This window comes from Streptomyces sp. NPDC018045, assembly GCF_044327445.1.
Taxonomy (GTDB): domain Bacteria; phylum Actinomycetota; class Actinomycetes; order Streptomycetales; family Streptomycetaceae; genus Streptomyces.
Map to the genome: position 1 here is coordinate 210,914 of NZ_JBIRFL010000003.1, position 23,762 is coordinate 234,675.

The window sequence follows — 23,762 nt, forward strand, 5'->3', positions numbered from 1 at the left end:
GGGGCCGCTCCGGGCCGCACGCGCGCCGTCATTCGGCGGCCGCCTCGTCCAGCCCCGCCAGCACCAGCGCCAGCCGGTCCGTGCCGCCCTCGACGACCCGTACCGGAACGCCCCAGTCCTGCTGGTGCACATGGCACGCCGGGTACTCGACCGCCGGGTCGTCGTCACAGGACGCCGCCATCGCGGAGACGTGCAGCACGCCTTCAGTGACGCCGTCCGCCAGCACCAGGTCGCGGCCGAGATCGGTGTCCGCGCCCTCACCCGAGGCGAGCAGTTCCGGGGGTGTGGAGCTGACCAGCAGCCGGGTGGACGGGCCGTAGCGGAGGTCCAGCTTCTGGCCCGCCGGGGCCTGGAAGATGACGTCCAGGCGGAGCTTGCCGGGGCCGACCTCGGTCGCCGCGCGCTGGGTGCGGTGCGCGACCGACTCGACGCGTACGGCCTCCTCGGGCAGCCGCAGCCGGGTCAGCCGGTGCCGCGCCGACTCCACCACGACGATCTCCGGGTCGCCAAAGCCCGCGCCGCCCACCAGCACCGCGCCGGACGGCTCGCGCAGGTCGGTGGCGAGCGTGCTGACCTCACCGGTCGCCGGGTCGTAGCGGCGCAGCGCGTGGTTGTACGTGTCGGAGACGGCCACCGAGCCGTCGGGCAGCGCGGTGACGCCCAGCGGGTGCTGGAGCAGCGCCTGGGCGGCAGCGCCGTCGCGGTGACCGAAGTCGAACAGGCCGGTACCCACCGCCGTGTGCACGACCAGTTCCGTGTCCAGCCAGCGCACCGCGCTGGTCTCGGAGTCCGCGACCCACAGCCGGTCGCCGCCCGCGGCCAGCCCGGACGGCTGCGCGAACCACGCCTCGGCGGCCGGCCCGTCCACCAGCCCCTCGTTCGTCGTACCGGCGACCGCCTCGACGGTGTCCGTGGCCGGGTCGTACGTCCAGAGCTGGTGCACCCCGGCCATCGCGATCCACAGCCGGTCCTGCCACCAGGCCACGTCCCACGGCGAGGACAGGTCCACCTCGCGGGCGGGGCCGGAGGCCGCCGAGCCCTGCCACCACTGCTTGCCGGTCCCGGCCACCGTGGCGATCTCCCCGGTCTCCGGGTCGAAGGTGCGGATGGCGTGGTTGACCGTGTCGGCGACGGCGACCCGGCCGTCCGGCAGCAGCGCCAGGCCCTGCGGCTCGCTGAAGGCGTCCGGGCCGAGGCCGCGCTCGCCGCTGCCGATCCGGCGCAGTACCGTCTCGCCGTCCGCGGCCAGCTCGACGAGCTGGTGGCGGGTGGTGTCCGAGACCAGGAAGGTGCCGCCGGGCAGCCGCAGCGCCTTGCCGGGGAAGCGCAGGTCGGTGGCGACCGGCTCCGGCGGTACGTACGGGCCGTCGCCGCGCCGCAGCGTGCCCTTCGCCGTGTGCTCCGCCTCCAGCTCCGCGACCAGCGTCTCGATGGCGTGCGCGTGCCCCTCACCGGCGTGCTGGGCGACGACGTACCCCTCGGGATCGATGACGACCAGCGTCGGCCAGGCCCGCACCGCGTACTGCTTCCAGGTGGCCAGCTCCGGGTCGTCCAGCACCGGGTGCTCGACCTCGTACCGCTCGACGGCGTCCACCACGGCCTGGTGCTCGGCCTCGTGCACGAACTTCGGCGAGTGCACCCCGATGATCACCACGGTGTCCCGGTGCCGCTCCTCCAGCTCCCGCAGCTCGTCGAGGACGTGCAGGCAGTTCACGCAGCAGAAGGTCCAGAAGTCGAGGACGACAATGCGTCCTCGCAGGTCGGCGAGGGTGTAGTCCTTCCCCCCGGTGTTCAGCCAGCCACCTTTGCCGATCAACTCGGGGGCGCGGACACGGGCGCGGCGCGGGGTGCTCGGGGTGGGGGCGGCGTCGTTCATGGTTCAAGGGTGCCACTTGGGCATGAACACGCGGTCACGGGAGTACTGCGTGCGAGGCGGCGGGGCGGCCTGCCCGGCCTCACAGCCACCCCGCCTCCAGCACCGTCCCGTGTTCCGTGAGCATGTGTTGTCTGATCAGGACGCGGGCGTCCGTTTCGGCGCTGCGGTCGTGGGTGGTCGCCGCTCGGCGGCGTGCTGTGTCCAGGTGGGTGCACCGGGGGCAGCCTGGCTCCGGGGTGAACCGCCGTTTCGTGACCGCTTCTGCCATGGGGTCATGGTCGGTGCGCGGCGGCCCGTGGCGGTGAAGGACCCGCGCACGGGGCGGGCAAGGTCACCTGGCTGTACGGGCCGGGTGGCGGCGTGCCCGGGCCGTACGGGCGCGTCGGTGGGGGAGGCGGCTCCCGGTTACGGGGTGGGCAGGCCGAGTACGCGGTCGCGCAGGGCCGGGAAGTCCGCGCGGGTCTTGCCCACCTTGGCCGGATCCAGCTCCACGGTCAGCACTTCCTCGTACGGTCCGGCCTCCGCGAGCACCTCGCCCCACGGGTCGACGACGACGCTGTGGCCCGCCTGCTCGACGCCGCCGTTGGTGCCCGCGGTGCCGCAGGCCAGCACGTAGCTCTGGTTCTCCACCGCGCGGGCGCGGGCCAGCAGCGACCAGTGGGCGCGGCGGCGGGCGGGCCAGCCGGCCGGGATGACCAGGGTCTGCGCGCCGGCGTCCACCAACTGCCGGAAGAGTTCGGGGAAGCGCAGGTCGTAGCAGGTCGCCAGGCCCAGGGTCGTATCGGGGAGCGGCACGGTGACCACCGTGTCACCGGCGCCCATCAGGACCGCCTCGCCCTTGTCGAAACCGAAGCGGTGGATCTTGCGGTAGGAGGCGGCGAGCTGTCCGTCGGGGGAGAAGACGAGGGAGGTGTTGTAGAGGGTGCCGTCGGGGGCCCGCTCGACGAAGGAGCCCGCGTGCAGCCATACCCCGGCGTCCCGGGAGGCTTCCGACATCGCCTGGTACGTGGGGCCTTCGAAGGGCTCCGCCTCGTCGGCGAACGTCTCGAACGCGAAGGCGCCGACCGGCCACAGCTCGGGAAGGACCACGAGATCGGCGGCCGTGCGCCCGCGGACCAGCGAACCGGCCCGCTCGCGCCGTGTGTTGGCCGGCTCCGCCGGGTCCACGTGCATCTGGATCAGTGAGGCGCGCACAGTACCACCGCCTAAGCATTCGAGCCGGTACGCCGTCAAAAATCGACCTACGATGGTCACCCGAAAGCGCTGTCGGGGTGCCCGTGCGCAGCGTAACTTAACTGAACAGACAGCAGCCCGCGTACGAACCGTCCGAGGGGTCCCGTGACCGTCCATCCCAGCCTGCAGCCTTCCATCGACGCCTGGACGCACTCCATCGAGGCGATATCCGAGCTGGTCAAGCCACTCGTCGAAGGTGAGTGGAACAGGGCGACGGACCTCCCGGGGTGGTCCGTGCGCGACATCGTCTCGCACATCATCGGCCTGGAGAGCGAGATGCTCGGCGACCCCCGGCCCATCCACTCCCTGCCGCGCGACCTCTACCACGTACGCACGGAATTCGCCCGCCGGATGGAGCTCCAGGTGGACGTCCGGCGGCACCACACCGGTCCGGAGATGACCGCCGAACTGGAGTACATGGTCATCCGCCGCGCCCGGTCGCTGCGCAACGAGACCCGCGACCCCGAGACGGTGCTGCGTACCCCGCTCGGCGAGGAGCGCTCGCTGGCGTACGCCCTGCGGCAGCGGGCGTTCGACGTCTGGGTCCACGAACAGGACCTGCGCCACGCGCTGAACGCGCCCGGCAACCTCGACTCCCCCGGCGCGCAGCTCACCCGTGACCTGCTGCTGCTCGCGCTGCCGAAGGTGGTCGCCAAGGACGCGGGCGCGCCCGCCGGCGCGGCGGTGGTCTTCGACGTGAGCGGCGCGCTGGAGTTCATGCGGACGGTCCGGGTGGACGCGCAGGGCAACGGCACGATCGACGCCAGTGTCTCGCTCGGTCCGGCCGTGACGCTCTCGATGGACTGGGAGACGTTCTTCCGGCTGGCCTGCGGCCGGGTGCGGCCCGCCGCCGTCGCCGAGCAGGTGAAGATCGACGGCGACCGGCCGCTGGCCGACGCGGTGCTGGCGCACTTCGCGATCACGCCGTAGCGCCGCCGCCGGCCACCGGCCCCGGCCGCCCCGTCACGCCGGTACGTGCACCGCCTCCACCCGGCTGGTCACCAGCCGCTCCCGCTCCCGCCGGTGCGCCGGTCCGCGCAGCCGCAGGATCTGCGCGACGCCCAGCGCCTGAAGGACGAAGACGGAGACGAACGCGATCCGGTAGTTGTCACCGGTGGCGTCCAGCAGGACGCCGATGGCCAGCAGCGTCGTCATCGACGCGGTGAAGCCGCCCATGTTGACGATGCCGGAGGCGGTGCCCTGGCGCTCCGGCGGGTTGGCCGGGCGGGCGAAGTCGAAGCCGATCATCGAGGCGGGTCCGCAGGCGCCGAGCACCGTGCACAGGACGATCAGCAGCCAGATGGGCGCGTGGTCGGCCGGCCAGGCCAGCGTGGCCGCCCACAGCAGCGCGGTGACGGCGACGGTGCCGAGTGCCAGCGGCGTACGGGCGCTGTGGTGGCGGGCGATGACCTGCCCGTAGACCAGGCCGACGACCATGTTGGACAGCACGACGAGGGTGAGCAGTTCGCCCGCTCCGCCGCGCGTCAGGCCCTGGGCCTCGACGAGGAACGGCAGACCCCAGAGCAGCAGGAAGACCATCGCCGGGAACTGGGTGGTGAAGTGCACCCACATGCCCAGCCGGGTGCCCGGCTCGCGCCAGGCGTCGGCGATCTGGCGGCGGACGTAGGCGCCGCCGCTGTGGGTGGCGGGCGCCGGGGCGGGCTCGTGGCCCTCGGGGTGGTTCTTGAGGAAGGCCAGCACCAGGGCCAGGACGAGGAGGCCGCCCGCCGCGCTGGCCGCGAAGGTCGGTGTCCAGCCGAAGGTGTGCAGCAGGCGGGCCAGGACCAGGGTGGAGACGAGGTTGCCCGCCATGCCGATGAGGGCGGCGATCTGGGCTATCAGCGGGCCCCGGCGGGCCGGGAACCAGTGCGCGCCCAGCCGCAGCACGCTGATGAACGTCATCGCGTCACCGCACCCGAGCAGCGCCCGCGAGCCCAGCGCCATGGCGTACGACTGCGACAGCGCGAAGCCGAACTGGCCGACGGTGTACAGCACGACGCCCAGGATCAGCACCTTCTTGGTGCCGAGCCGGTCGACCATCAGGCCGACGGGTATCTGCATCCCCGCGTACACCAGCAGTTGGAGGATGGAGAAGGTGGAGAGCGCGGAGGCGTTGATGTGGAAACGTTCCGCCGCGTCCAGTCCCGCCACGCCCAGGCTCGTACGGTAGGTGATCGCCACGAAGTAGACGGCGACGCCGATGCCCCAGACCGCCATGGCTCTGCGGCCGCCGGGCGGGTCCCCGGGCAGCAGGGCGCCCCGGCCCGCGGTCGCGCCGCTCATCGCACGTCTCCCTGCGCCAGGTTCCGCACCCAGCTCACGTGGCGGTGCACGGCGTCCACGGCCGCCGCCGTGTCCCCGGCGCGCAGCGCCTGGAGGATCTCCCCGTGCTCCGCGATGTTCTTCGCGATCCGGTCCGGGTTGGCGTGCATCACGGCGACGCCCATCCGTAGCTGCCGGTCCCGCAACTGCTCGTAGAGCCGGTCCAGGATCTGGTTGCCGGCGCTGCGCACGATCGCGGCGTGGAAGCAGCGGTCGGCGACGGACACGGCGGCGAGGTCGCCGGAGGCGGCCAGCTCCACCATCTTGGCGAGCTGTTCCTCCAGCTCGGCGATGAGCGCGGGGGCGGCCGGCACGGCCTTGCGCGCGGCGTGCTCCTCGACCAGCAGCCGGGTCTCCACCACGTCCGCGATCTCCTGCGCGGAGACCGGCAGGACCATGGCGCCCTTCTTCGGGTAGAGCTTCAGCAGCCCTTCGGCCTCCAGGCGCAGCAGCGCTTCCCGTACGGGCGTGCGCGACACGCCGACGGCCTCGGCCAGCTCCCCTTCGGTGAGCAGCATGCCGCCTTCGTAGTGCCGCTCCAGTACGGCCTGCTTGACGTACGCGTAGACGCGCTCGGCGGCGGGCGGGGCTTTGGCGGGTGCGGGGGCGTTCGCGGTGCGTGAGGTGTCCGGGGCGGAAGTGTCCGGAGCGGCGGCTGATGGCATGCGCACAGCATAGATACAACACGTATGCGTCAGGCAGGGCGGTCCAGGATGCGGACGGGAGCGGTGCCGGGGCGCGGAGGGGGCTCGGGGCCGTGCCGGGGCGGAGAGGGGGCGCTCGGCGCCGCGCCGGGGCGGAGAGGGGGCTCGGTGCCGCGCCGAGGGCACAAGAGGGGCGCAGAAGGGGCGCAGAGGGCGCGCTCAGTGCTGGTGGGCCGACAGCTCCTCGTCGCGGTCCAGGGCGTACGCCCAGATCAGGTGGCGTACCCGGGGAGCGCTGCCGGGCCGGGTCAGGCTGCGGGCCCGCGCCTCCAGCTCCTGGTCCTCCTTGGTCCCGCGTTCCAGGTGCTGGCGCAGGTGCTCCCGCTCGGAGACGACGGTGAACGTCTCCAGGAAGACCGTCGGGTCGTCCATGTCCTCATACAGGCCCCAGATGGTCGCTCCGGTACGCCGCCGGGCCTGCCCGACCGGCTGCATGGCCCGGATGAACGCCTCCGCGTCGGCGCGCTCCACCCGCCACTCGACGATGACCAGGACGGGCCCGATGTTGCGGCCCGGCGTCTGCATGCTCTCCGGCTCGGGCCAGTGCTGGACGTGCTCCATGTCGATGTGGCCGGTGGGCATCGGCATCGTCCGCATGCCCACCACCGTCGTCAGCGCCAGCCCGATGCCCGCGATCACGAACGCGCTCCGCACCCCGAACCAGTCGGCCACCAGACCCCAGCCCACCCCGCCCAGCGCCTGGCCGCCCATGAAGACGAGCTGGTAGTAGGCGAGCGCGCGGGTGCGCGCCCAGACGGGGAGCAGGATCTGCGCGGAGGCGGAGAGGGTGGACAGCACCGCCACCCAGGCCAGACCCGAGATGATCAGGGCGACCGCGGCGACGACCGCCGACGCCACCAGACCGATCACGGCCATGGTGACCGCGTACAGGATCATGGCGACGGTGACCAGGCCGTTCGTCGTCGTACGGGGCCGCAGCGCGGGCAGCGCCAGCGCGCCGCCCACCGCGCCCACCCCGACACAGCCCAGCAGCAGGCCGTAGCCCCCCGCGCTCATGCCCAGCGGGCCGCGGGCGATCGCCGGGAGCAGCGCCCACAGCCCGCCCGCGAAGAGCATGAACAGCCCGGAGCGGCCGAGCACGGCACCGAACATGGGTGCCCTGCGTACGTACCGGGCGCCCGCGCGGATCGCGCCGCGGACGTGCTCCGAGCCCAGCGGCCGGTGGGTGGCGGGCCGCCGCCAGGCGTAGAGGACGACCATGACGCCCAGGAAGGACAGCGCGTTGATCCCGAAGGTGGCCGCCGGGCCCGCCAAGGAGATCAGCAGGCCGCCGAGGGCCGGCCCGGCGGCCCGCGCGACGTTGCCGTTGGCGCTGTTGAGCAGGGCGGCCTGGGGAATCTCGTCCTTGCTGACCAGCTCGGGCTGGATGGCCTGGAAGGAGGAGATGCAGAAGGCCTCGCCCACACCCATCACGGCGGTGAGCAGGAGCAGCAGGGTGGGGGTGGCCTGGTCGGCGGCGGTGACGGCGGACAGGCCGGCCGCCCCGACGAACATCAGCAGTTGCCCGCCGAGGAGCAGCCGCCGCTGGTCGAGGATGTCGCCGAGCGCTCCGGCGGGCACCACCAGCGCGAAGACCGGCAGGGTGGTGGCGGTCTGGACGAGGGCGACCTCCAGCGCTCCGCCGCCGAGGTCGCCCATCAGCCACTGGGCGCCGACGGTCTGCATCCAGGTGCCCATGTTGGCGGCGAGCTGGGCGATCCACAGCGCCCGGAACATCCGGCGGCGCATCGGGGCCCACGCGGACGGTTCCGGACGGCCCGCCTCCGGGGGAGCTTCGTCCGGAGGCGGCTCGTCCAGCGTGGGTGGCTGATTCACCGGAAACGCTCTCCTCGCCGTGGGCACCGACCGCTGTGTCTCTGTGTCCGTACCCGCGACACTCCGTACGCCGCCCCTTACGTCCCGAGATTCACCGGTCTGGGAGAGGGGGTGGCGGTTCCGGAGGGCGGCTGCGGACGGCGGCTCCCGGTGCCGGCTCCGCGCCGTCGGCGGCATCGGCGGGTGACGGCCGCGCGCCGCCACGGGAGCGGGCCGCCGGGCCGGGTCTGCCGCCGGCGGCCGAGGCGGGCAGCCGGGTGCCGACACTGCGGTAGCGGACCGGCAGGTCGGCCATCTGCTCCGGGCTGAGGCAGTTCTTGCCGTCGATGACCAGCCGCGGCGCGTCCAGCAGGCCGGCGAGCGCCCGCCAGTCCGCCTCGATCGCCTGCGGCCACTCGGTCAGCACCACGGCGGCGTGGGCGCCCTCGACCGCCTCCGCCAGAGCGGACACCGGGCGGGCACCGGGGAAGAGACCGGCGATGGCGCCGGTGTCGGTGCCCGGGTCCCACACCCGCACCCGCGCGCCCTGGCCGAGCAGCGCCGGGACCACCGTACGGCTGGGCGCGGCGCGCAGGTCGTCGCTCCAGGGCTCGTACCGTACGCCGAGCACCGCGATCTCCGCGTCCGCCAGGCCGTCGGCGGGCCCGTCGCCGAGTTCGGTGCGCAGCATCTGGACGGCCAGCCCGAACTGGGCGTCGTTGACGGCGATGGTGGCGCGCAGCAGCGGGGTCGCCAGGCCCGCGGTACTCGCCCAGTGGGCCAGCGCGTTGGTGTCCTTGGGCAGGCAGGAGTCGCCGTAGCCGAGGCCGGGCTGGAGGAAGGCGTGGCCGATCCGGGGGTCGAAGCCGACGCCCTGCATCACGTGGTCGATGTCGATGTCCGGGCCGTTGCACATGCCGGCCACCTCGTTCGCGAAGCTGATCTTCGTGGCGAGGAAGGCGTTGCTCGCGTACTTGATCATTTCCGCGCCGGACGGCGTGGTCTCGACCCACGGCGCGGCGATCCCCTCGTACAGCTCGCGCAGCGCCCGCAACCCGTCCTCGCCCCAGGTGCCGGCCACGATCCGGGCCGGCACGGCCCAGTCCTCCAGCGCGCTGCCCTGGTTGAGGAACTCGGGGTTGTACGCGAAACGTTCACGCAGCCCGGGGTAGTTCTCGGCGAGCACGGCGCTCGTCCCGGGCGGCACGGTGGACTTCAGCACCACGCAGGGTGCGGGCAGCAGTCGCAGCACCTCGTCCAGTACGGAGGTGACCTGCGTCAGATCGGCGGACCCGTCGGACGCGGGGGGCGTGCCGACGGTCACGAGGACGATGTCGAACGGTGCCCGCCGGTGGCTTTCGGTGACGGAGCCCGAGAAGTGGAGCCGGCCGGTGGCCTGCGCGGCCGCCAGTTGCTCCGGCAGTCCGGGCTCGAAGACCGGGGCCCGGCCCGCGTCCAGGACGCGCAGCCGGTCCGGATCCTGTTCGACCCCGGTGACGTGATGCCCCTGATGGGCCAGGGCGACCGCTCCGGTCAAGCCCACATATCCCTGTCCTATGACCGCTACTCGCATCACAAATCAGCCCCTTCGGTCCTGCTGATTTGATTCGCCCCGCCACGAGAACACGGGAATGTGCCGCGCGCCGGGGCAATTGCCCCCAGTGTGCGGGGAGCGATACGACGGCGCAGCCGGAGCCGCCCTCCTTTAGCAGAAAAGGCGTCCGGGGCGGTGGAGAAACCGCCCCGGACGCCTTTTGCGTCGACCGCGGGTCACCCGTGGCCGGTCACCGGATTCCGGTCACCCGTGGCCGTACGTGACGTATGGGCGCGGGTCAGGGCTTCCAGTCCACACCGGTCGACACCAGGCGGTCCCTGCCGCAGTCCCCGCCGAACGCCCAGTTGCCACGGGTGACCCAGCGGCCGTGCTTGCCGTAGGTCCCCCGCTTCGCGTTGTAGCACTCGGTCGCGGCACGTGCCTTGCCGCTCCGCACGCTGCAGCTCGCGGTCCACTTGTGGCTGTTGCTCTTCCAGTTGCCGCACCGGTAGTCGGGGGACGCGGCGCTGGCGGCCGAAGCCGTACCGAGCACCATGCCGCCGATGAACACCGCCGCGGTCGCCATTCCGGCCAGTCGGCCGCGCTTACCCGAAATTCGCATTCCCCGATACCCCGTTTCCGCCCTGTAGTGCCTGGGCTACGCAAATGAACTCACCCGCAAGGAACCTGCGCGTGACCGGCCCGTCGCATTTCCCGATCGAGCCTTGATCATTATTCCATGGCCGGAAAGCCCGGCAGTGAACGGTGGCCGTTCCCGGCCGGTCTCCTGACGGGCCGGTCCCCTCACGGGCCGCGCCCGAGCCGCCCCGCGTGCTCACCGCGCTCCCACCCGGTCGGCGCGCCCGCCGTCAGGCCGTACCGCCCACCACCGCACCCCGCTCCGCGAGCCACTCCCGGTACCAGTCGACGGTCGCGCCGATTCCCCGGCGCAACGGGGTCGGCGCCATGCCGAAGCGCCGCTCGAACGCGTCCGAGACCATCGTCTGCGCCTCGGTGTGCTGGTGGAACAGCTCGGCGTACTCCGCCATGAAGGCGTCGTCGAACGCCCCCCAGGCGCGCGGTTCCGCCAGCACCTCCGTCCCGAACGGCGTCCCGGTGTGCTCCCGGACGAGTTCCAGCACCTCGCGCACGGTGGGGGCCGGAGCCGTCGGCAGGTGCCAGACCCGTCCGTACGCGTCCGGCTCCTGCCCGAGGCGGGCCAGGCCGCGCGCGACGTCCCCGATGTACGTGAAGCTGTGCGGCAGGCCGAGGCTCCCGAGGGCCAGGACCGTGCCGCCGGTCAGGGCCGCCGGGAAGGTCGCCGCGCCCAGCGACGAGTTGAGGACGCGCGGCCCGTAGAAGTCGGCGGCCCGGGCCAGCACGACCGGCAGCCGGCCCGCGTCGTGCGCCGACAGGTAGGCCCCGTCCAACTGCGCCCGCATCCGGCCCTTACGGGAGGTGGCCCGCCACGGCGAGTCCTCGGTCAGCGGTTCGCCGCCGGACGGGCCGTACGGGTAGAGAGTGTCCATCACGACCAGCCGGGCGCCCGCCGCCGCCACGGCGTCCACGATCACCTTTTGCAGGGCGGGCATCACCTCGACCTGGAGTTCGTAGGCGACGTTGACGCAGTGATAGACCACCTCGGCCCCGGCCACCGCTTCCCGCGCGGCGGCCGGTGACCCCAGGTCGGCGGCGACGGCCTCCGCGCCGGGCGGTCCGCCCCGGCCCGAGCGGTCGACGGTCCGTACGCGAAAGCCCTGCCGCAGCAGCTCCCCGGCCAGCGTCGTCCCGGCCGGGCCGGTGCCGAGGACGACGTGCGGCGGGCGGGACGACTTGGCGGCAGACATGCGGAACCCCTGTTCTTCGACGGAATACGGCAGCGTGGAGTGCGGCAGTACGGAGCGAGACGCCGCACCACCACTCGCTATCTCCCATCACTATAGCTACAGCCTCTAACCAAATCTACGGCCGATATCCTAGCCACCCCGGAAAACCCGCCTTCCGCCCGGATGGAGCCGCCCCATGCCGCCGACCGCAGCCGACACCGCGCAGACGCCACGCCAGCGCTACCGCGCCCAGGTCCAACAGGAGATCAAGCGGGCCGCGCTGGCGCAGATCGCGGCCGGCGGCATCGAGGCCCTGAGCATCAATGCCATCGCCAAGACCCTCGGCATGTCGGGCCCCGCCCTCTACAAGTACTTCCGCAACCGCGACGACCTGCTCACGGCGCTCATCAGCGACGGCTACGAGGACGCCGCCGAGGCCATCCGTACGGCGGCGCACCGGGCCGCCGACCGGTCACCGCGCGAGCGGCTGCTCGCCCTCGCCCACGCGTACCGCGACTGGGCCCTCGCCCAGCCGCACCGCTACCTGCTCCTCGCGGGCACTCCCGCCACGGCGTACGAGGCCCCCGCCCACACCACGGAGAGCGCCCGCGCGGTCATGGGGCCGTTCGTCGCGGTCCTGGCCGAGGGCAGGCCGTGGCCGGCCGCCGAGCCGCTGTACGAGGAGGTGCGCGCCTGGGCGGCCGCCCCGCCGGTCGCCGCGTGGGCAGCCGCCTACGTCCCGGCAGCCGCCGACCCGGTCCCCGCCCTCGCCGCCTCCGTACTCGCCTGGTCCCGTATGCACGGCATCGTCAGCCTCGAAGTCCAGGGCAGCTTCCAGGGCATGGGCCACGACCCCCGTACGCTCCTCACCCTCGAAATGGGCACCTTGGCCGACGCGGTGGGGCTGGCCGTCGGCGCCTGACCGCACACGGCGAGGGCATGCCGTCACCGACCCACCGGACGCGACACATGGCCCGGCGGCGCGTTCGGTCACGCGGTGAGGGACGCCGTGCGTATGTGTCCGTCGATCACGGCGGCCCGGAATGCCAGCCACTGGCGGTCGCCGAAGAGCAGGGTACGGCCCGACGCATCCTTGGAGTCGCGGACAGCCACGACGGCGGGCACGTTCGTCGCGACCTCGACGCACTCCTGAGCGGGGGCTCCGCCGCTGTGGTTGGACTTGACGAAGACGAAGTCGGACACGTCGGCCTACATCTCCTTGCGGATATTGGCGATCAATTCTGTCGAGCTGCGCTGCGCGAGCCCAAGGCGCGTGATGCGGTCGAAGATCGCCCGGTGATGTACCGCGTCAGGTTCGCTCTCCAGCCAGACGGTAGCCGAGGTCGTATCCATGTGCACCACGTCGACGGCGCCGGGCCCTTCGAAGGAAACTATGGTGAAGGCATTGGTCACACCGGGGTGCGCGCCGGCCGAGTAAGGCAGAACCTGGAACGTGATGTTCGGCTGCTCGCTCCTTTCCAGCAACCGGCCGAGCTGAGCGCGCATCACTTGGCGACCGCCGACGAGTTGACGCAGGGCCGCCTCGTGGACGGTGACCCAGAGGTGGAGCGGGCTCTCCCCGTCGAGTCGGGCCTGCCTCGCCATCCGGGCATCGACGAACGACTCGATCTCGGTGAGATCGCTCCACGCTCCGTTCCCAACAGCGAGGGCACGCGCGTAGTCGGCGGTCTGGAGGAGGCCGGGCACGGTGGCCTGCTGCCAAGTACGCACGCTACCGGCAACGTCTTCCAGCGCCACGTACTCCACCATGTCCTGAAGGGCGGGGTATTCGTTCCACCACCCCTTCGCCTTCCGCCGCTCCCGGTCCAGCTTGGCCAACCCCAACAACCGCGCCACCGTATCGGCATCATCCGTCTCGTACAGGTGACACAGCGCACGGACATCCGGATCCCGCATCGGCACCAGCCCGCGTTCCATCTTCGCGACCTTGGGCACCGATGCGGTCAGCGCCTCCGCCGCTTGGGCCTGGCGCAGGCCCCGGCTTTCGCGCATGCGGAGCAGTTCGCCGCCCAGCCTGCGGCCCAGCACCGTGGAGACCGAGGTGCCGCGTTCCGGCCGATCGCCCGCCATCTCCCGCCCCTTACCGTCGAGTTGACCCAACCTACTCGGAGTAAAAATTTCTGCGCGCACGACTTGCCGCGTCACGCACAGCAACACTACCGTCTGTGTCCACTCGCTCGCAGAGCGAGCAGAACGTTGGCACCCCGACGGAGGCGATCAGCCATGCCCGTTCCCCAACTCACCTACGAAGACAAGCTCGACTACACACCCACCGCGCGCAGCGTCTCCCTCGCCCGGCGGCGGGCGGCGCGGCTGGTGGCGGAGTGGGGGCAGGGGGCCGTCGCCGGGGACGCGGGGGTGATCGTTTCGGAGCTGGCCACCAACGCGTTGCTGCACGGCTCGTTGCGGGGGCGGCTGTTCCGGGTGCGGCTGGTGATGAACCCGGTGCTGCTGCGGATCGAGGTGAGTGATCCACGGGGGGAGCGCGTACCGCGCAAGAGGCCTGGGGTGATCTCGACGTCGGGGTACGGGCTCGTGCTCGTCGACGGCCTCGCCGATCGGTGGGGGACCGAGCCCCGTACCGTCGGCAAGACCGTGTGGGCGGAAGTGGAGCTGCGGGAACGCGCCGCTACGCGGCCATGTGCCCCTGGGCGATCAGGCGGTTGACGACCTTCATGTGGGCCGGGGCGCAGCGTGCGCGGGACTCGTCGCGGTCGAACCAGGCGTATTCGGCGATCTCGCGGCCGGGGGCGGGCGCGATGTCCTGGGGGCCGCCCGTGAAGCAGGTCATGTGGAGGGGGCGGCCGGCGTTCACGCCGTGCGCAGTGGCGTGGATGACGAAGGCTTCCCGCAGGTCGCCCGCCGGGATGGACAGGCCCAGTTCCTCGGAGAGTTCGCGGGCGAGGGCCTCGGCGGCGGTCTCGCCCGGCTCGTACTTGCCGCCGGGGAGGTAGAACGTGTCGTTGCCGCGCGTACGGACACTGAGCAGGCGGCCGTCGCGCAGGTGCAGCCAGCCGACGGAGCGCAGGGGCGCCGGGCGGTCGAGGGCGATCAGGGTCTCGCCGGTGGCCTCGTCGGTGCGGCGGGCGCGCTCCGTGAAGCCGAGGCGGGCGTAGAACGCGCGGGCCGCCGTGTTGCGTTCGAAGGCTTCGAGGGTGAGCGCGCCGTGACGGGAGGCGGCGTGTTCCACGAGTTGGGCGCCGATGCCCCGGCCCTGCGCCTCGGGGGCGACGAAGAGGCCGCCGATCTCGGAGCCGAGCAGGCCGAGGAGGCCGAGTACGGTGCCGTCGTGCGCGTCCTCGGCGACCCAGTTGTCCGCCTGGACGAGGTAGACCTCGCGGAGTTGGCGGGCGCGCTCTCCCGTACCCTCGCCCTCGATGAACGGGTGGGCCTGGCGTACGGCACGGGACCACAGGTCCATGACGGCCGGCTCGTCCGTCGGGCGGTAGGGGCGGGTGATCGTCGGGCTGCTCATCCGGCCGACGGTAGGCAGGAAGAGCGGAGCCGGCAACTCCATTTGGGGCGGGACGGTGCCGGTGGCACTGTCGTGGCCGACGGGCGGTGCCGGGGAATCTGCCGAAGGATGTATCCCCGGGCCCACCGGTGTCCGACTTAAGGCTGACGTGGGTCTGTACCTGGCGCGTACGACATCGGCGTTTTCCCGTGACGTAATGGAAGGGAGGGGCCGGCAGTCGGGCTCCGAACCGTACGCAAGGGGAGACCACCATGCAGTCCAGGACGAACGCCGGCCGACGTGCTCGGACCACCGTCATGGTCGCGCTGCTCGTGGCCGTGCTGTGGGGCGGTATCGCGCTGACGAAGGGCGCGGCACAGGCCGACGGCTCGGCACCGGCCGGCCCCGTGGGGCACCTCAGCCGCGCCGTCGAGATCATCCGGGGCTGACGCAAGCAGACGCCACCGGACGGGCCCGGAGCGACCATGCCGGTCGCTCCGGGCCCGTCCCCGTACGGATCCCGCCCGGAGCCCGTGCTCCTACGCCCAGGTGATCAGCCGCTTGGGGTGTTCCAGGATCGCCGCGATGTCCGCGAGGACCTTGGAGCCCAGTTCGCCGTCGACCAGGCGGTGGTCGAAGGACAGCGCCAGCGTGGTGACCTGGCGGGGCTTGACCTTGCCCTTGTGGACCCACGGCTGGAGCTTGACCGCGCCGAAGGCGAGGATCGCCGACTCCCCGGGGTTGAGGATCGGGGTGCCGGTGTCGACGCCGAAGACGCCCACGTTGGTGATGGTGACCGTGCCGCCCGCCATGTCGCCGGGCGCGGTCCTGCCCTCGCGGGCCGTGGTGACCAGCTCGCCGAGCGCGGCGGCCAACTGCGGCAGGGTCTTGGCCTCCGCGTCCTTGATGTTCGGGACGATCAGGCCGCGGGGGGTGGCCGCCGCGATGCCCAGGTTCACGTAGTCCTTGCGGACGATCTCCTGGTTCTCCTCGTCCCAGGCCGCGTTGACCTCGGGGTTGCGCTTGATCGCGACCAGCAGCGCCTTGGCGACCAGCAGCAGCGGGTTGACGCGCAGGCCCGCCATGTCGGGGTCCTGCTTCAGCCCCTGGACGAGCTTCATCGTGCGGGTCACGTCGACGGTGATGAACTCCGTGACGTGCGGCGCGGTGAAGGCGCTGTTGACCATCGCCTGCGCGGTGGCCTTGCGTACGCCCTTGACCGGGATACGGGTCTCCCGGGCGCGGACCGCCTCGGAGCCGGTGGCGGCACCGGTGACCGCGCCGACGGCCGGCTGCGGGGCCGTGGCCTCGGCGGCGGGCGCGGGGGCCGCTGCGGCGTGCACGTCCTCGCGGGTGATCACGCCGTCCGGGCCGGTCGGGGTGACCGCGGCCAGGTCGATGCCGAGGTCCTTGGCCAGCTTGCGGACCGGGGGCTTGGCCAGGGGGCGCCCGGCCGCGGGGACGGCAGCCGGTGCGGAGGCGGCGGGAGCTGCCTCCGCCGCGGGTGCCGGGGCGGCCTCCGCCGCGGCGTGGCCGTTCAGCCCGGTCCGGGCCGCCGCGGCGGCCGGTTCCTGCGCCGGTACGCCCGGCTGCGGCTTGCGCGCCCGCCGCTTGGTGGACGAGGGGGCCGCGCCGTACCCGACGAGGACGGCCTGTCGGCCCTGCGGCTCGGCGTCCTCCTCGGCCGCCGCCGGGGCCTCGGCGGCCGGGGCGGGCGCCTCGGCCGGGCCGGCGCCCGGGTCGGTGTCCACCGCGATGATCGAGGTGCCCACGTCGACGGTGGCGCCCTCCTCGAAGTGCACCGCGTGCACCACGCCCTCGTACGGGCTGGGCAGCTCCACGGCGGCCTTGGCGGTCTCCACCTCGCAGATGACCTGCCCGTCGGTGACGGTGTCACCCGGCTGGACATACCACTTGAGGATCTCGGCCTCGGTGAGTCCCTCGCCCACGTCGGGCATCTTGAACTCGCGGAAGCGCTGCTCGGTTGCAGTCATGGTCACTACTCCTCAAGCCCTTCAGTACGCCAGCGCACGGTCGACCGCGTCGAGCACCCGGTCCAGACCCGGCAGGTACTCGTCCTCCAGCCTGGACGGCGGATACGGCGCGTGGTAGCCGCCCACCCGCAGCACCGGGGCCTCCAGGTGGTAGAAGCACCGCTCCGTGATGCGGGCGGCGATCTCCGCGCCCGTACCGAGGAAGACCGGCGCCTCGTGGACGATCACCAGCCGCCGGGTCTTCTCGACCGAGGTCTGTACCGCGTCGAAGTCGAGGGGCGAGATCGTGCGCAGGTCCAGGACCTCGACCGACTTGCCCTCCTCGGCGGCGACCTTGGCGGCGTCCAGGCAGACCTTGACCATCGGGCCGTACGCGGCCAGCGTCAGGTCCGTGCCGGGCTGCGCCACCCGCGCCCTGTGCAGCGGGGCGGGGATCGCCTCGGTGTCCAGGCGGCCCTTGTCGTGGTAGCGGCGCTTGGGCTCGAAGTAGATGACCGGGTCGTCGCTCTCGATGGCCTGGCGCATCATCCAGTACGCGTCCGAGGCGTTCGAGGGCGAGACGCACTTGAGGCCCGCGACGTGCGCGAAGAGGGCCTCGGGCGACTCCGAGTGGTGCTCGACCGCGCCGATGCCGCCGCCGTACGGAATGCGGATGACGACCGGCACCTTGACCTTGCCCAGCGCACGGGCGTGCATCTTGGCGAGCTGGGTGACGATCTGGTCGTACGCGGGAAAGACGAAACCGTCGAACTGGATCTCGACGACGGGCCGGTAGCCGCGCAGCGCCATGCCGATGGCGGTGCCGACGATGCCGGACTCGGCGAGCGGGGTGTCGATCACCCGGTCCTCGCCGAAGTCCTTTTCCAGGCCGTCGGTGACGCGGAAGACGCCGCCGAGCTTGCCCACGTCCTCGCCCATGACCAGGACCTTGGGGTCGGCCTCCATCGAGGCCCGCAGCGATTCGTTGATCGCCTTGGCGATGGTGATCTTCTCGAAGACAGCCATGGTCAGTTCTCCTCCGCGTCCACGAACGACGCCTGGTACGCGGCGAACTGCGCGCGCTCCTCGTCGACGAGTGCGTGCCCGTCGGCGTAGACGTTCTCAAAGATGGCCAGGGTGTCCGGGTCCGGCATCGCGCGCACCACCTCGCGCACCCGCTTGCCGAGCGCCTCGCTCTCCTCCTCGACGGAGTCCAGGTAGGCCTGGTCGGCGATGCCCTCGGCCTCCAGGTAGATGCGCAGCCGCAGGATCGGGTCCTTGGCCTCCCACGCCTCGCGCTCCTCGTCGCGGCGGTAGCGCGTCGGGTCGTCGGAGGTGGTGTGGGCGCCCATCCGGTACGTGAACGCCTCGACGAGGGTCGGGCCCTCGCCCGCGCGGGCCCGGTCCAGGGCCGCCCTGGTCACGGCCAGGCAGGCCAGCACGTCGTTGCCGTCGACCCGTACGCCGGGGAAGCCGTAGCCGCGGGCGCGCTGGTAGAGCGGGACGCGGGTCTGCTTCTCGGTGGGCTCGGAGATCGCCCACTGATTGTTCTGGCAGAAGAACACCACGGGGGCGTTGTAGACCGCGGAGAAGGTGAAGGACTCGGCCACGTCGCCCTGGCTGGAGGCACCGTCACCGAAGTAGGCGATGACCGCCGAGTCGGCGCCGTCCTTCTGGACGCCCATCGCGTAGCCGGTCGCGTGCAGCGTCTGCGAGCCGATGACGATCGTGTACAGGTGGAAGTTGTTGCTGTTGGGGTCCCAGCCGCCGTTGTTCACACCGCGGAACATGCCCAGCAGATTCGTCGGGTCCACGCCCCGGCACCAGGCGACGCCGTGCTCCCGGTAGGTCGGGAAGACGTAGTCGTCGTCGCGCAGCGCGCGCCCGGAGCCGATCTGCGCGGCCTCCTGGCCCAGCAGCGAGGCCCACAGGCCCAGCTCGCCCTGGCGCTGGAGGGTGGTCGCCTCGGCGTCGAAGCGCCGCGTGAGGACCATGTCCCGGTACAGCCCGCGCAGTTCCCCGTCCGACAGGTCGATCGCGTACTCGGGGTGCTCGACGCGCTTTCCTTCGGGGGTCAGCAACTGTACGAGCTGGTCCTGCTCCGCCTCGGCCGGGGCCGGGGCGGTCGCCTTCACCTTGGCGGGCGACGCCTTTTTTGCGGTGGTGCGCTTGCCGCCACCGCGGGTGTTCTTCCGCGCGGCAGTGCTCTCCACGGTCACGTGCTGCTCCTCCGTCTGTCCGGCCCCCGGGGTCCGCCGGTGGCCGTATTGCGGCTCACCCGGTATCCGTTACGGCGCACGGGGTGTGTGCGGCACGGCGCGGCCCGGGTGGAACAAGGTGCCCCGGCCACGGCCTGCCGGAAGGGGGCGTTGTGCCCCACTTCCGGAGCCTAGGCGAAAGGGGCCCTGACCTGCGACTTTGCTTGGGGTTCCAAGTATTTTGCTTGGATTTCCGAGCATTGCGCCGACCAGTCGGCAATCCCCTGTTCACAGCGTTGCAGTCCGCCGGGACAACGGCACGTTATATCGGTGACCTGGAGCACGGGAAGGGTTCGTGTGTGAGACTGAGCGGGTGCGCGAAGAAGGAAAAATCACGGTATTCCTGCTCGACGACCACGAGGTCGTGCGGCGCGGCGTCCACGAGATGCTCTCGGTAGAGGCGGACATCGAAGTGGTCGGCGAGGCCGGCACCGCCGCAGATGCCCTGGTCAGGATCCCTGCGACGCGTCCCGACGTGGCCGTGCTGGACGTCCGGCTGCCGGACGGCAGCGGTGTCGAGGTCTGTCGCGAGATCCGTTCCCAGGACGAGTCCATCAAATGCCTGATGCTCACATCTTTCGCGGACGACGAGGCGCTCTTCGACGCCATCATGGCCGGCGCGTCCGGATATGTGCTCAAGGCCATCCGGGGCAACGAGCTGCTGTCCGCCGTACGGGACGTGGCGGCCGGCAAGTCGCTGCTGGACCCGGTGGCCACCGCCCGCGTCCTGGAGCGGCTGCGGGACGGCAACAACCCGCGCGGCGACGACCGGCTGGCCAACCTCACCGAGCAGGAGCGCAAGATCCTCGACCTGATCGGCGAGGGACTGACCAACCGGGCGATCGGCGAGCGGCTGCACCTCGCCGAGAAGACGATCAAGAACTATGTCTCCAGCCTGCTCTCGAAGCTGGGCATGGAGCGCCGGTCACAGGCGGCCGCGTACGTGGCGCGGATGAAGGCGGAGCGGCAGTAGCGCGGTGCCGCCGGGGCCGGGCGCACCCTCCGGGGGCGGGCCCGGCCTTTTCGTGTCCCCGGGTTCGACGCCCACCGGCCCGCACCCACATCTCGCGAAAAAACTTTTTGAGTAAAAGTCCTGAACGAATACCGTGGGGGAAAGTTCAAGAGGAGGAAAAAATCGGCGGTCATCACCGCTCCGACCTCCCGAAACACCCCGCCGCGGAGAATCCCCGCACGATTCAGGACCAACGTCCCGTTTTCCCCAGGGCGGGTGCCCCTACTTTCCCGCGCACCGGCACGGCAGGGTGTATCCATGCCCACCGACGACCTCCACGCCATCGAGCTGCTGAACCGCGTCCCCTACGGACGGGTGTCGGCCAGCCAGCGGGCGCTGCCCTTCACCGCCGTCACGCGGCATGTCGTGAGCGACGGCCGGCTCCTGCTGCGGCTGCACCGCGGCCACGGCTACCACCGCGCCCTGGACGGCAACGTCGTCGCCTACGAGGCCGACAACGTCAACTCCGGCGCCAACGACACGTGGTCCGTCCAGTTCACCGGCACCGCACGCGCCATCGTGCCCACGCCGGCCGAGTACGAACTCTTCGGCCGCACCCCGCGGCTGGCCGACGGAGAGCCCTTCGACCCGGTTTTCCTCCGCATAGAAGCGGAGTTTGTCAAGGTCCACTACCTGTGTGATGTCCCTGTGTTCCGTTACGCCCACTCAGTGTGACGTGGTGATCTAACATCTGGCGCGTGCTGCGCTCATCCGATGTCCGGACGGTGACCACGCCCGACGGACACACCCTCGGCTCCCTGCTGCGCCGTTACGGCGCCGGGGAGCCGTTGACGTGCGAGCCGGTCGCCGAGGGGCTGCTCAACCGCGGCTACCGCCTCGCCACCACCCACGGCCGCTACTTCCTCAAACACCACCTCGACGGCGATCAGGCCGCCATCGCCCGCCAGCACCGCGCCACGCGCCGCCTGGGCGCGCTCGGCCTGCCGGTCGCCCCGCCGCTCGCCGACACGGACGGCCGTACGGTCACCGTCCTCGGCGGCCGCTGCTACGCGCTGCACCCCTGGGTCGACGGCCGCCACCGCGACGGCGCCGCCCTCACCCGCCTCCAGTCGTGCCGCCTGGGCGCCCTGCTGGGCCGGGTGCACACCGCGCTGGAGCAGGTCATAACGCGCGACCCGGCGGGCCCCGGGACCCCGTACGAGCACGCGGGCGCCGACCCCGCGCGGACCTTCGAGATGATCGACGAACTGCTCGCGCTCGCCCGCCGGTCCCGGCCGCGCAGCAGCTTCGACGAACTGGCCGAACACCGGCTGCTGGAGCGCCGCGCGCTGCTGGAACGGGAGGCCCACCGGCGGCCGGAGGCGGCACAGGTGCCCGCCGCCGGCTGGGTGCACGGCGACTTCCACCCGCTCAACCTGCTCTATCGGGGCGCCGAACCGGCCGCCATCGTCGACTGGGACCGGCTGGGCGTACAGCCCCGCGCGGAAGAGGCCGTACGGGCCGCCGCGATCTTCTTCGTCCAGCCGGCCGGCACCCTCGACCTGCCGAAGGTACGGGCCTACGCGGGCGCCTACCGCCGCGCCTCGGGCGCCGGCGCGGCGGAACTTGCCGCCGCCGTGCACCGGGTGTGGTGGGAGCGGCTCAACGACTTCTGGATGCTCGACTGGCGCTACCGGCTGGGCGACCGGCGGGCCGACCCGCAGTTCCCGGCGGCGGCCGCGCTGGCGGTGTGGTGGACGCGGGAGTACGCGGCGGTACGGGGGGCTTTCACGGAGTGACGGCGGGCCGTGGGGGCGCTTCCGGGTGGAGCACGTCGCGGGAGGCCGCGGACGCGCCCGGGAACGCCACAGCGGGCGGCCGGTGATCCGGCCGCCCGCTGTGGTCAGGCGAGGTGCTGTGCGATCGCTGTGCGGTCGCCTAGCGGGTCGCGGTCAGTCGCTGTCCGCTTCACCGTTCGCGCCGCTGCCGCCCGGGCCGCTGCCCGCGCTCGTCCCGGCGTTCCCGCTGCCGGTGCTCGTGTTGCCGTTGGTCGTCCCGCCGTTGGAGTCACCGTTGCCGCCGTCGGAGCCGGTGCTCGTGTTGCCGTTGGTCGTCCCGCCGTTGGACGGCTTGGTGGGCGGCGGCGTCGTCGGCGGGTTGCTGGTGGGCGGCGGCGTGGTGGGCGGCCGTGAGGTGCGCGGCGTGCTCGGGTAGCGCGTCGTCGGCGGGTTGTACGTGTGCGAGTTGCCGCCCGTGCCGCCGGGCTGCGTGTACGTGTCCGACGGCTCGTCGGACGGCGACTCGGAGGTCTGCGCCTCGGAGCTCTGGGACGCCGACGGGCTCTTGGTCGGCGGCGGGGACTTCTTCTCGTCGCCGCCCGCGTTCTGCAGCGCGATGGCCACACCGACCGCGATGGCGATCACCGCGAGCGCCGCGATCAGCCAGATCTTGCCGCTGCCGCCCTTGGCGGGCCGGTGCCCGCCGTCGTAGCCGCCGTCCCCGTCCCGCATACCGGGGGGCAGGATCGGCTGCGCCGTGGTCTGCCCGTGGTCCGGGTGCGGCAGGGCGGTGGTGGCGGCCGAGCCCAGGGCCGGGGTGTGCCCGCCCTCGTGCACGGCGACCGGGCCGGTGTTCCACGTACCGGTGTGGCCACCCTGCTCGTGCAGCATCTGCAAGGCGTACTGGACCAGCCCGCGCATCTCCTCCGCGGTCTGGAAACGGTCGTCCGGGTCCTTGGCCAGCGAGCGCATCACCAGGCCGTCCAGCTCCGGCGGCACCGCCCCGGCGACCTCGGAGGGCGGCACCGGCATGTCCTGGACGTGCTGGTAGACGACCGACAGCGGGGTCTCGCCGGTGAACGGGGGGCGCAGGGCCAGCAGTTCGTACAGCAGGCAGCCGGTCGCGTACAGGTCGGAGCGGGTGTCGACGGTCTTGCCGAGGGCCTGCTCGGGCGACAGGTACTGCGGCGTGCCCATGACCATGCCGGTCTGCGTCATCGTCGACTGCGCGCCGTGCAGCGCGCGGGCGATGCCGAAGTCCATCACCTTGACCGCGCCGCCGTGCGTGATGATGACGTTCGCGGGCTTGATGTCGCGGTGCACGATGCCGTGCTGATGGCTGTAGGCCAGCGCCTCCAGCACCCCGGAGACGATGATCAGCGCCTGGTCCGGCGGCGGGGCGTCCGCGTTCAGCAGCAGGTCACGGATGGTGCGGCCCTCGACCAGCTCCATGACGATGTACGGCACGGTGTTGCCGCCGACGTAGTCCTCGCCGGAGTCGTACACCGCCACCACCGCGTGGTGGTTCAGCCCTGCGACGGACTGTGCCTCGCGGGTGAACCGGGCCTTGGAGACCGGGTCCTCCGCGAGGTCGGCGCGCAGCAGCTTGACGGCGACGGTGCGGCCGAGGCGCACGTCCTCGGCGGCGAACACCTCCGCCATACCGCCCCGGCCGAGCCGGCGCGTGAGCCGGTAGCGTCCGTCGCCCACCAAACCGCCATTGCCCCACATCTCCGGCGTATCGGAAAGATTCGCGTCAGGAGAGTGGGAGCCGGTGGCATCAGGATCGGACGGGCCCTGTGGGCTCTGCGTCGGTGCCATCGGTCCTCGCCGTCGTATCGATCCGCATCACAGCGGTAAGGTCTCGGTCTTCGCTAGAGCACGCTACAGGCTCCGCGGCACACGCCGGTCCCGTGATGGACCGGTCATCACACCTTCTACGGCCCCATTGTCGCAAGTTAACCCGGGGTGATCACGCGCCGAACGGCGGTCCGCGCGGGTCGGGACCGTAATGGG

The 23,762-nt window shown here is 72.1% G+C and carries 23 protein-coding genes; 7 read left to right on the plus strand and 16 right to left on the minus strand.

Annotated features, from left to right (window positions below; genetic code table 11):
- Positions 1-28: 28 nt before the first annotated feature.
- The 3 genes from ACH4EB_RS08520 to ACH4EB_RS08530 form a co-directional block, all read right to left on the minus strand.
- Positions 29-1,876, minus strand: coding sequence for an NHL domain-containing thioredoxin family protein (locus ACH4EB_RS08520; RefSeq protein ID WP_398346628.1), 1,848 nt, complete (start codon positions 1,874-1,876; stop codon positions 29-31).
- 79 nt (positions 1,877-1,955) lie between these two features.
- Positions 1,956-2,144: a hypothetical protein gene (locus tag ACH4EB_RS08525; protein WP_398346629.1), complete on the minus strand. Its 189-nt coding sequence runs from the start codon at positions 2,142-2,144 to the stop codon at positions 1,956-1,958.
- 137 nt (positions 2,145-2,281) lie between these two features.
- Positions 2,282-3,070: a carbon-nitrogen family hydrolase gene (locus tag ACH4EB_RS08530; protein ID WP_398346630.1), complete on the minus strand. Its 789-nt coding sequence runs from the start codon at positions 3,068-3,070 to the stop codon at positions 2,282-2,284.
- 144 nt (positions 3,071-3,214) lie between these two features.
- On the opposite strand from ACH4EB_RS08530, the gene ACH4EB_RS08535 reads away from it, so the two are divergent.
- Positions 3,215-4,039: a maleylpyruvate isomerase family mycothiol-dependent enzyme gene (locus tag ACH4EB_RS08535; RefSeq protein WP_398346631.1), complete on the plus strand. Its 825-nt coding sequence runs from the start codon at positions 3,215-3,217 to the stop codon at positions 4,037-4,039.
- Positions 4,040-4,072: 33 nt separating this feature from the next.
- Here ACH4EB_RS08535 and ACH4EB_RS08540 read toward each other — a convergent pair whose 3' ends face one another.
- The 6 genes from ACH4EB_RS08540 to ACH4EB_RS08565 form a co-directional block, all read right to left on the minus strand.
- Positions 4,073-5,392, minus strand: a complete 1,320-nt coding sequence (locus tag ACH4EB_RS08540) for a nitrate/nitrite transporter (protein WP_398346632.1) — start codon at positions 5,390-5,392, stop codon at positions 4,073-4,075.
- Complete coding sequence (locus tag ACH4EB_RS08545) at positions 5,389-6,096, minus strand: GntR family transcriptional regulator (RefSeq protein ID WP_398346633.1); 708 nt, start codon at positions 6,094-6,096, stop codon at positions 5,389-5,391. Before ACH4EB_RS08545 ends, ACH4EB_RS08540 begins: the two co-directional genes overlap by 4 nt.
- A 198-nt stretch (positions 6,097-6,294) precedes the next feature.
- A complete protein-coding gene (locus tag ACH4EB_RS08550; protein WP_398346634.1) occupies positions 6,295-7,971 on the minus strand; it encodes an MFS transporter in 1,677 nt (558 codons plus the stop codon).
- A gap of 91 nt (positions 7,972-8,062) precedes the next feature.
- Positions 8,063-9,523 (minus strand): UDP-glucose dehydrogenase family protein, encoded by a 1,461-nt coding sequence (locus tag ACH4EB_RS08555; protein ID WP_398346635.1) that lies wholly within the window; start codon positions 9,521-9,523, stop codon positions 8,063-8,065.
- A 259-nt stretch (positions 9,524-9,782) separates the two neighbouring features.
- Positions 9,783-10,106, minus strand: coding sequence for a hypothetical protein (locus ACH4EB_RS08560; RefSeq protein WP_398346636.1), 324 nt, complete (start codon positions 10,104-10,106; stop codon positions 9,783-9,785).
- A 247-nt stretch (positions 10,107-10,353) separates the two neighbouring features.
- On the minus strand, positions 10,354-11,331 hold the full coding sequence (locus ACH4EB_RS08565; RefSeq protein WP_398346637.1) for an NAD-dependent epimerase/dehydratase family protein: 978 nt from the start codon (positions 11,329-11,331) through the stop codon (positions 10,354-10,356).
- Positions 11,332-11,506: 175 nt separating this feature from the next.
- On the opposite strand from ACH4EB_RS08565, the gene ACH4EB_RS08570 reads away from it, so the two are divergent.
- Entirely contained in the window at positions 11,507-12,232 is a 726-nt protein-coding gene (locus ACH4EB_RS08570) for a TetR/AcrR family transcriptional regulator (RefSeq protein ID WP_398346638.1), read from the plus strand.
- Between the two features lie 68 nt (positions 12,233-12,300).
- Here the strand turns inward: ACH4EB_RS08570 and ACH4EB_RS08575 are convergent, their stop codons facing one another.
- Both ACH4EB_RS08575 and ACH4EB_RS08580 read right to left on the minus strand, forming a co-directional pair.
- Positions 12,301-12,513: a DUF397 domain-containing protein gene (locus ACH4EB_RS08575; protein WP_398346639.1), complete on the minus strand. Its 213-nt coding sequence runs from the start codon at positions 12,511-12,513 to the stop codon at positions 12,301-12,303.
- Between the two features lie 6 nt (positions 12,514-12,519).
- The gene (locus ACH4EB_RS08580) at positions 12,520-13,401 is read right to left on the minus strand and encodes a helix-turn-helix domain-containing protein (RefSeq protein ID WP_398346641.1); all 882 of its coding nucleotides are present in this window, start codon (positions 13,399-13,401) and stop codon (positions 12,520-12,522) included.
- A 153-nt stretch (positions 13,402-13,554) separates the two neighbouring features.
- Here ACH4EB_RS08580 and ACH4EB_RS08585 point away from each other — a divergent pair, with 153 nt between their 5' ends.
- Entirely contained in the window at positions 13,555-13,998 is a 444-nt protein-coding gene (locus ACH4EB_RS08585) for an ATP-binding protein (protein ID WP_398346642.1), read from the plus strand.
- On the opposite strand, the gene ACH4EB_RS08590 is transcribed toward ACH4EB_RS08585, so the two are convergent.
- Entirely contained in the window at positions 13,961-14,806 is an 846-nt protein-coding gene (locus tag ACH4EB_RS08590) for a GNAT family N-acetyltransferase (RefSeq protein WP_398346643.1), read from the minus strand. The two genes, ACH4EB_RS08585 and ACH4EB_RS08590, sit on opposite strands and share 38 nt — an antisense overlap.
- A 251-nt stretch (positions 14,807-15,057) precedes the next feature.
- Between ACH4EB_RS08590 and ACH4EB_RS08595 the strand changes: the two genes are divergently transcribed.
- The gene (locus ACH4EB_RS08595; RefSeq protein ID WP_398346644.1) at positions 15,058-15,234 is read left to right on the plus strand and encodes a hypothetical protein; all 177 of its coding nucleotides are present in this window, start codon (positions 15,058-15,060) and stop codon (positions 15,232-15,234) included.
- A 90-nt stretch (positions 15,235-15,324) separates the two neighbouring features.
- Here the strand turns inward: ACH4EB_RS08595 and ACH4EB_RS08600 are convergent, their stop codons facing one another.
- Genes ACH4EB_RS08600 through pdhA form a run of 3 tightly spaced genes read right to left on the minus strand, consistent with a single transcriptional unit; the run spans position 15,325 to position 18,977 of the window.
- Positions 15,325-16,779: a dihydrolipoamide acetyltransferase family protein gene (locus ACH4EB_RS08600; RefSeq protein ID WP_398346645.1), complete on the minus strand. Its 1,455-nt coding sequence runs from the start codon at positions 16,777-16,779 to the stop codon at positions 15,325-15,327.
- Between the two features lie 21 nt (positions 16,780-16,800).
- A complete protein-coding gene (locus ACH4EB_RS08605) occupies positions 16,801-17,784 on the minus strand; it encodes an alpha-ketoacid dehydrogenase subunit beta (protein ID WP_398346646.1) in 984 nt (327 codons plus the stop codon).
- Positions 17,785-17,786: 2 nt separating this feature from the next.
- Entirely contained in the window at positions 17,787-18,977 is a 1,191-nt protein-coding gene (pdhA, locus tag ACH4EB_RS08610; RefSeq protein WP_398346647.1) for a pyruvate dehydrogenase (acetyl-transferring) E1 component subunit alpha, read from the minus strand.
- Between the two features lie 352 nt (positions 18,978-19,329).
- On the opposite strand from pdhA, the gene ACH4EB_RS08615 reads away from it, so the two are divergent.
- The 3 genes from ACH4EB_RS08615 (at position 19,330) to ACH4EB_RS08625 (ending at position 21,767) form a co-directional block, all read left to right on the plus strand.
- Complete coding sequence (locus ACH4EB_RS08615) at positions 19,330-19,989, plus strand: response regulator (protein ID WP_398347055.1); 660 nt, start codon at positions 19,330-19,332, stop codon at positions 19,987-19,989.
- A 297-nt stretch (positions 19,990-20,286) separates the two neighbouring features.
- Complete coding sequence (locus ACH4EB_RS08620) at positions 20,287-20,703, plus strand: pyridoxamine 5'-phosphate oxidase family protein (protein ID WP_398346648.1); 417 nt, start codon at positions 20,287-20,289, stop codon at positions 20,701-20,703.
- 23 nt (positions 20,704-20,726) lie between these two features.
- On the plus strand, positions 20,727-21,767 hold the full coding sequence (locus tag ACH4EB_RS08625; RefSeq protein ID WP_398346649.1) for a phosphotransferase: 1,041 nt from the start codon (positions 20,727-20,729) through the stop codon (positions 21,765-21,767).
- 153 nt (positions 21,768-21,920) lie between these two features.
- Here ACH4EB_RS08625 and ACH4EB_RS08630 read toward each other — a convergent pair whose 3' ends face one another.
- Positions 21,921-23,567 carry a protein kinase gene (locus ACH4EB_RS08630; RefSeq protein ID WP_398346650.1) on the minus strand — a complete coding sequence of 549 codons (1,647 nt, stop codon included), beginning with the start codon at positions 23,565-23,567 and terminating at the stop codon, positions 21,921-21,923.
- Positions 23,568-23,762: the final 195 nt, after the last annotated feature.

Excerpts from the sequence above, each read along its gene's own strand:
- ACH4EB_RS08560 (WP_398346636.1), bottom strand. The coding sequence starts at position 10,106 with ATGCGAATTTCGGGTAAGCGCGGCCGACTGGCCGGAATGGCGACCGCG.
- ACH4EB_RS08595 (WP_398346644.1), top strand. The coding sequence starts at position 15,058 with ATGCAGTCCAGGACGAACGCCGGCCGACGTGCTCGGACCACCGTCATG.
- ACH4EB_RS08630 (WP_398346650.1), bottom strand. The coding sequence starts at position 23,567 with ATGGCACCGACGCAGAGCCCACAGGGCCCGTCCGATCCTGATGCCACC.
- ACH4EB_RS08565 (WP_398346637.1), bottom strand. The coding sequence starts at position 11,331 with ATGTCTGCCGCCAAGTCGTCCCGCCCGCCGCACGTCGTCCTCGGCACC.
- ACH4EB_RS08585 (WP_398346642.1), top strand. The coding sequence starts at position 13,555 with ATGCCCGTTCCCCAACTCACCTACGAAGACAAGCTCGACTACACACCC.
- ACH4EB_RS08600 (WP_398346645.1), bottom strand. The coding sequence starts at position 16,779 with ATGACTGCAACCGAGCAGCGCTTCCGCGAGTTCAAGATGCCCGACGTG.
- ACH4EB_RS08620 (WP_398346648.1), top strand. The coding sequence starts at position 20,287 with ATGCCCACCGACGACCTCCACGCCATCGAGCTGCTGAACCGCGTCCCC.
- ACH4EB_RS08555 (WP_398346635.1), bottom strand. The coding sequence starts at position 9,523 with ATGCGAGTAGCGGTCATAGGACAGGGATATGTGGGCTTGACCGGAGCG.
- ACH4EB_RS08580 (WP_398346641.1), bottom strand. The coding sequence starts at position 13,401 with ATGGCGGGCGATCGGCCGGAACGCGGCACCTCGGTCTCCACGGTGCTG.
- ACH4EB_RS08520 (WP_398346628.1), bottom strand. The coding sequence starts at position 1,876 with ATGAACGACGCCGCCCCCACCCCGAGCACCCCGCGCCGCGCCCGTGTC.
- ACH4EB_RS08570 (WP_398346638.1), top strand. The coding sequence starts at position 11,507 with ATGCCGCCGACCGCAGCCGACACCGCGCAGACGCCACGCCAGCGCTAC.
- ACH4EB_RS08545 (WP_398346633.1), bottom strand. The coding sequence starts at position 6,096 with ATGCCATCAGCCGCCGCTCCGGACACTTCCGCCCCGGACACCTCACGC.
- ACH4EB_RS08525 (WP_398346629.1), bottom strand. The coding sequence starts at position 2,144 with ATGGCAGAAGCGGTCACGAAACGGCGGTTCACCCCGGAGCCAGGCTGC.
- ACH4EB_RS08590 (WP_398346643.1), bottom strand. The coding sequence starts at position 14,806 with ATGAGCAGCCCGACGATCACCCGCCCCTACCGCCCGACGGACGAGCCG.
- ACH4EB_RS08605 (WP_398346646.1), bottom strand. The coding sequence starts at position 17,784 with ATGGCTGTCTTCGAGAAGATCACCATCGCCAAGGCGATCAACGAATCG.
- ACH4EB_RS08540 (WP_398346632.1), bottom strand. The coding sequence starts at position 5,392 with ATGAGCGGCGCGACCGCGGGCCGGGGCGCCCTGCTGCCCGGGGACCCG.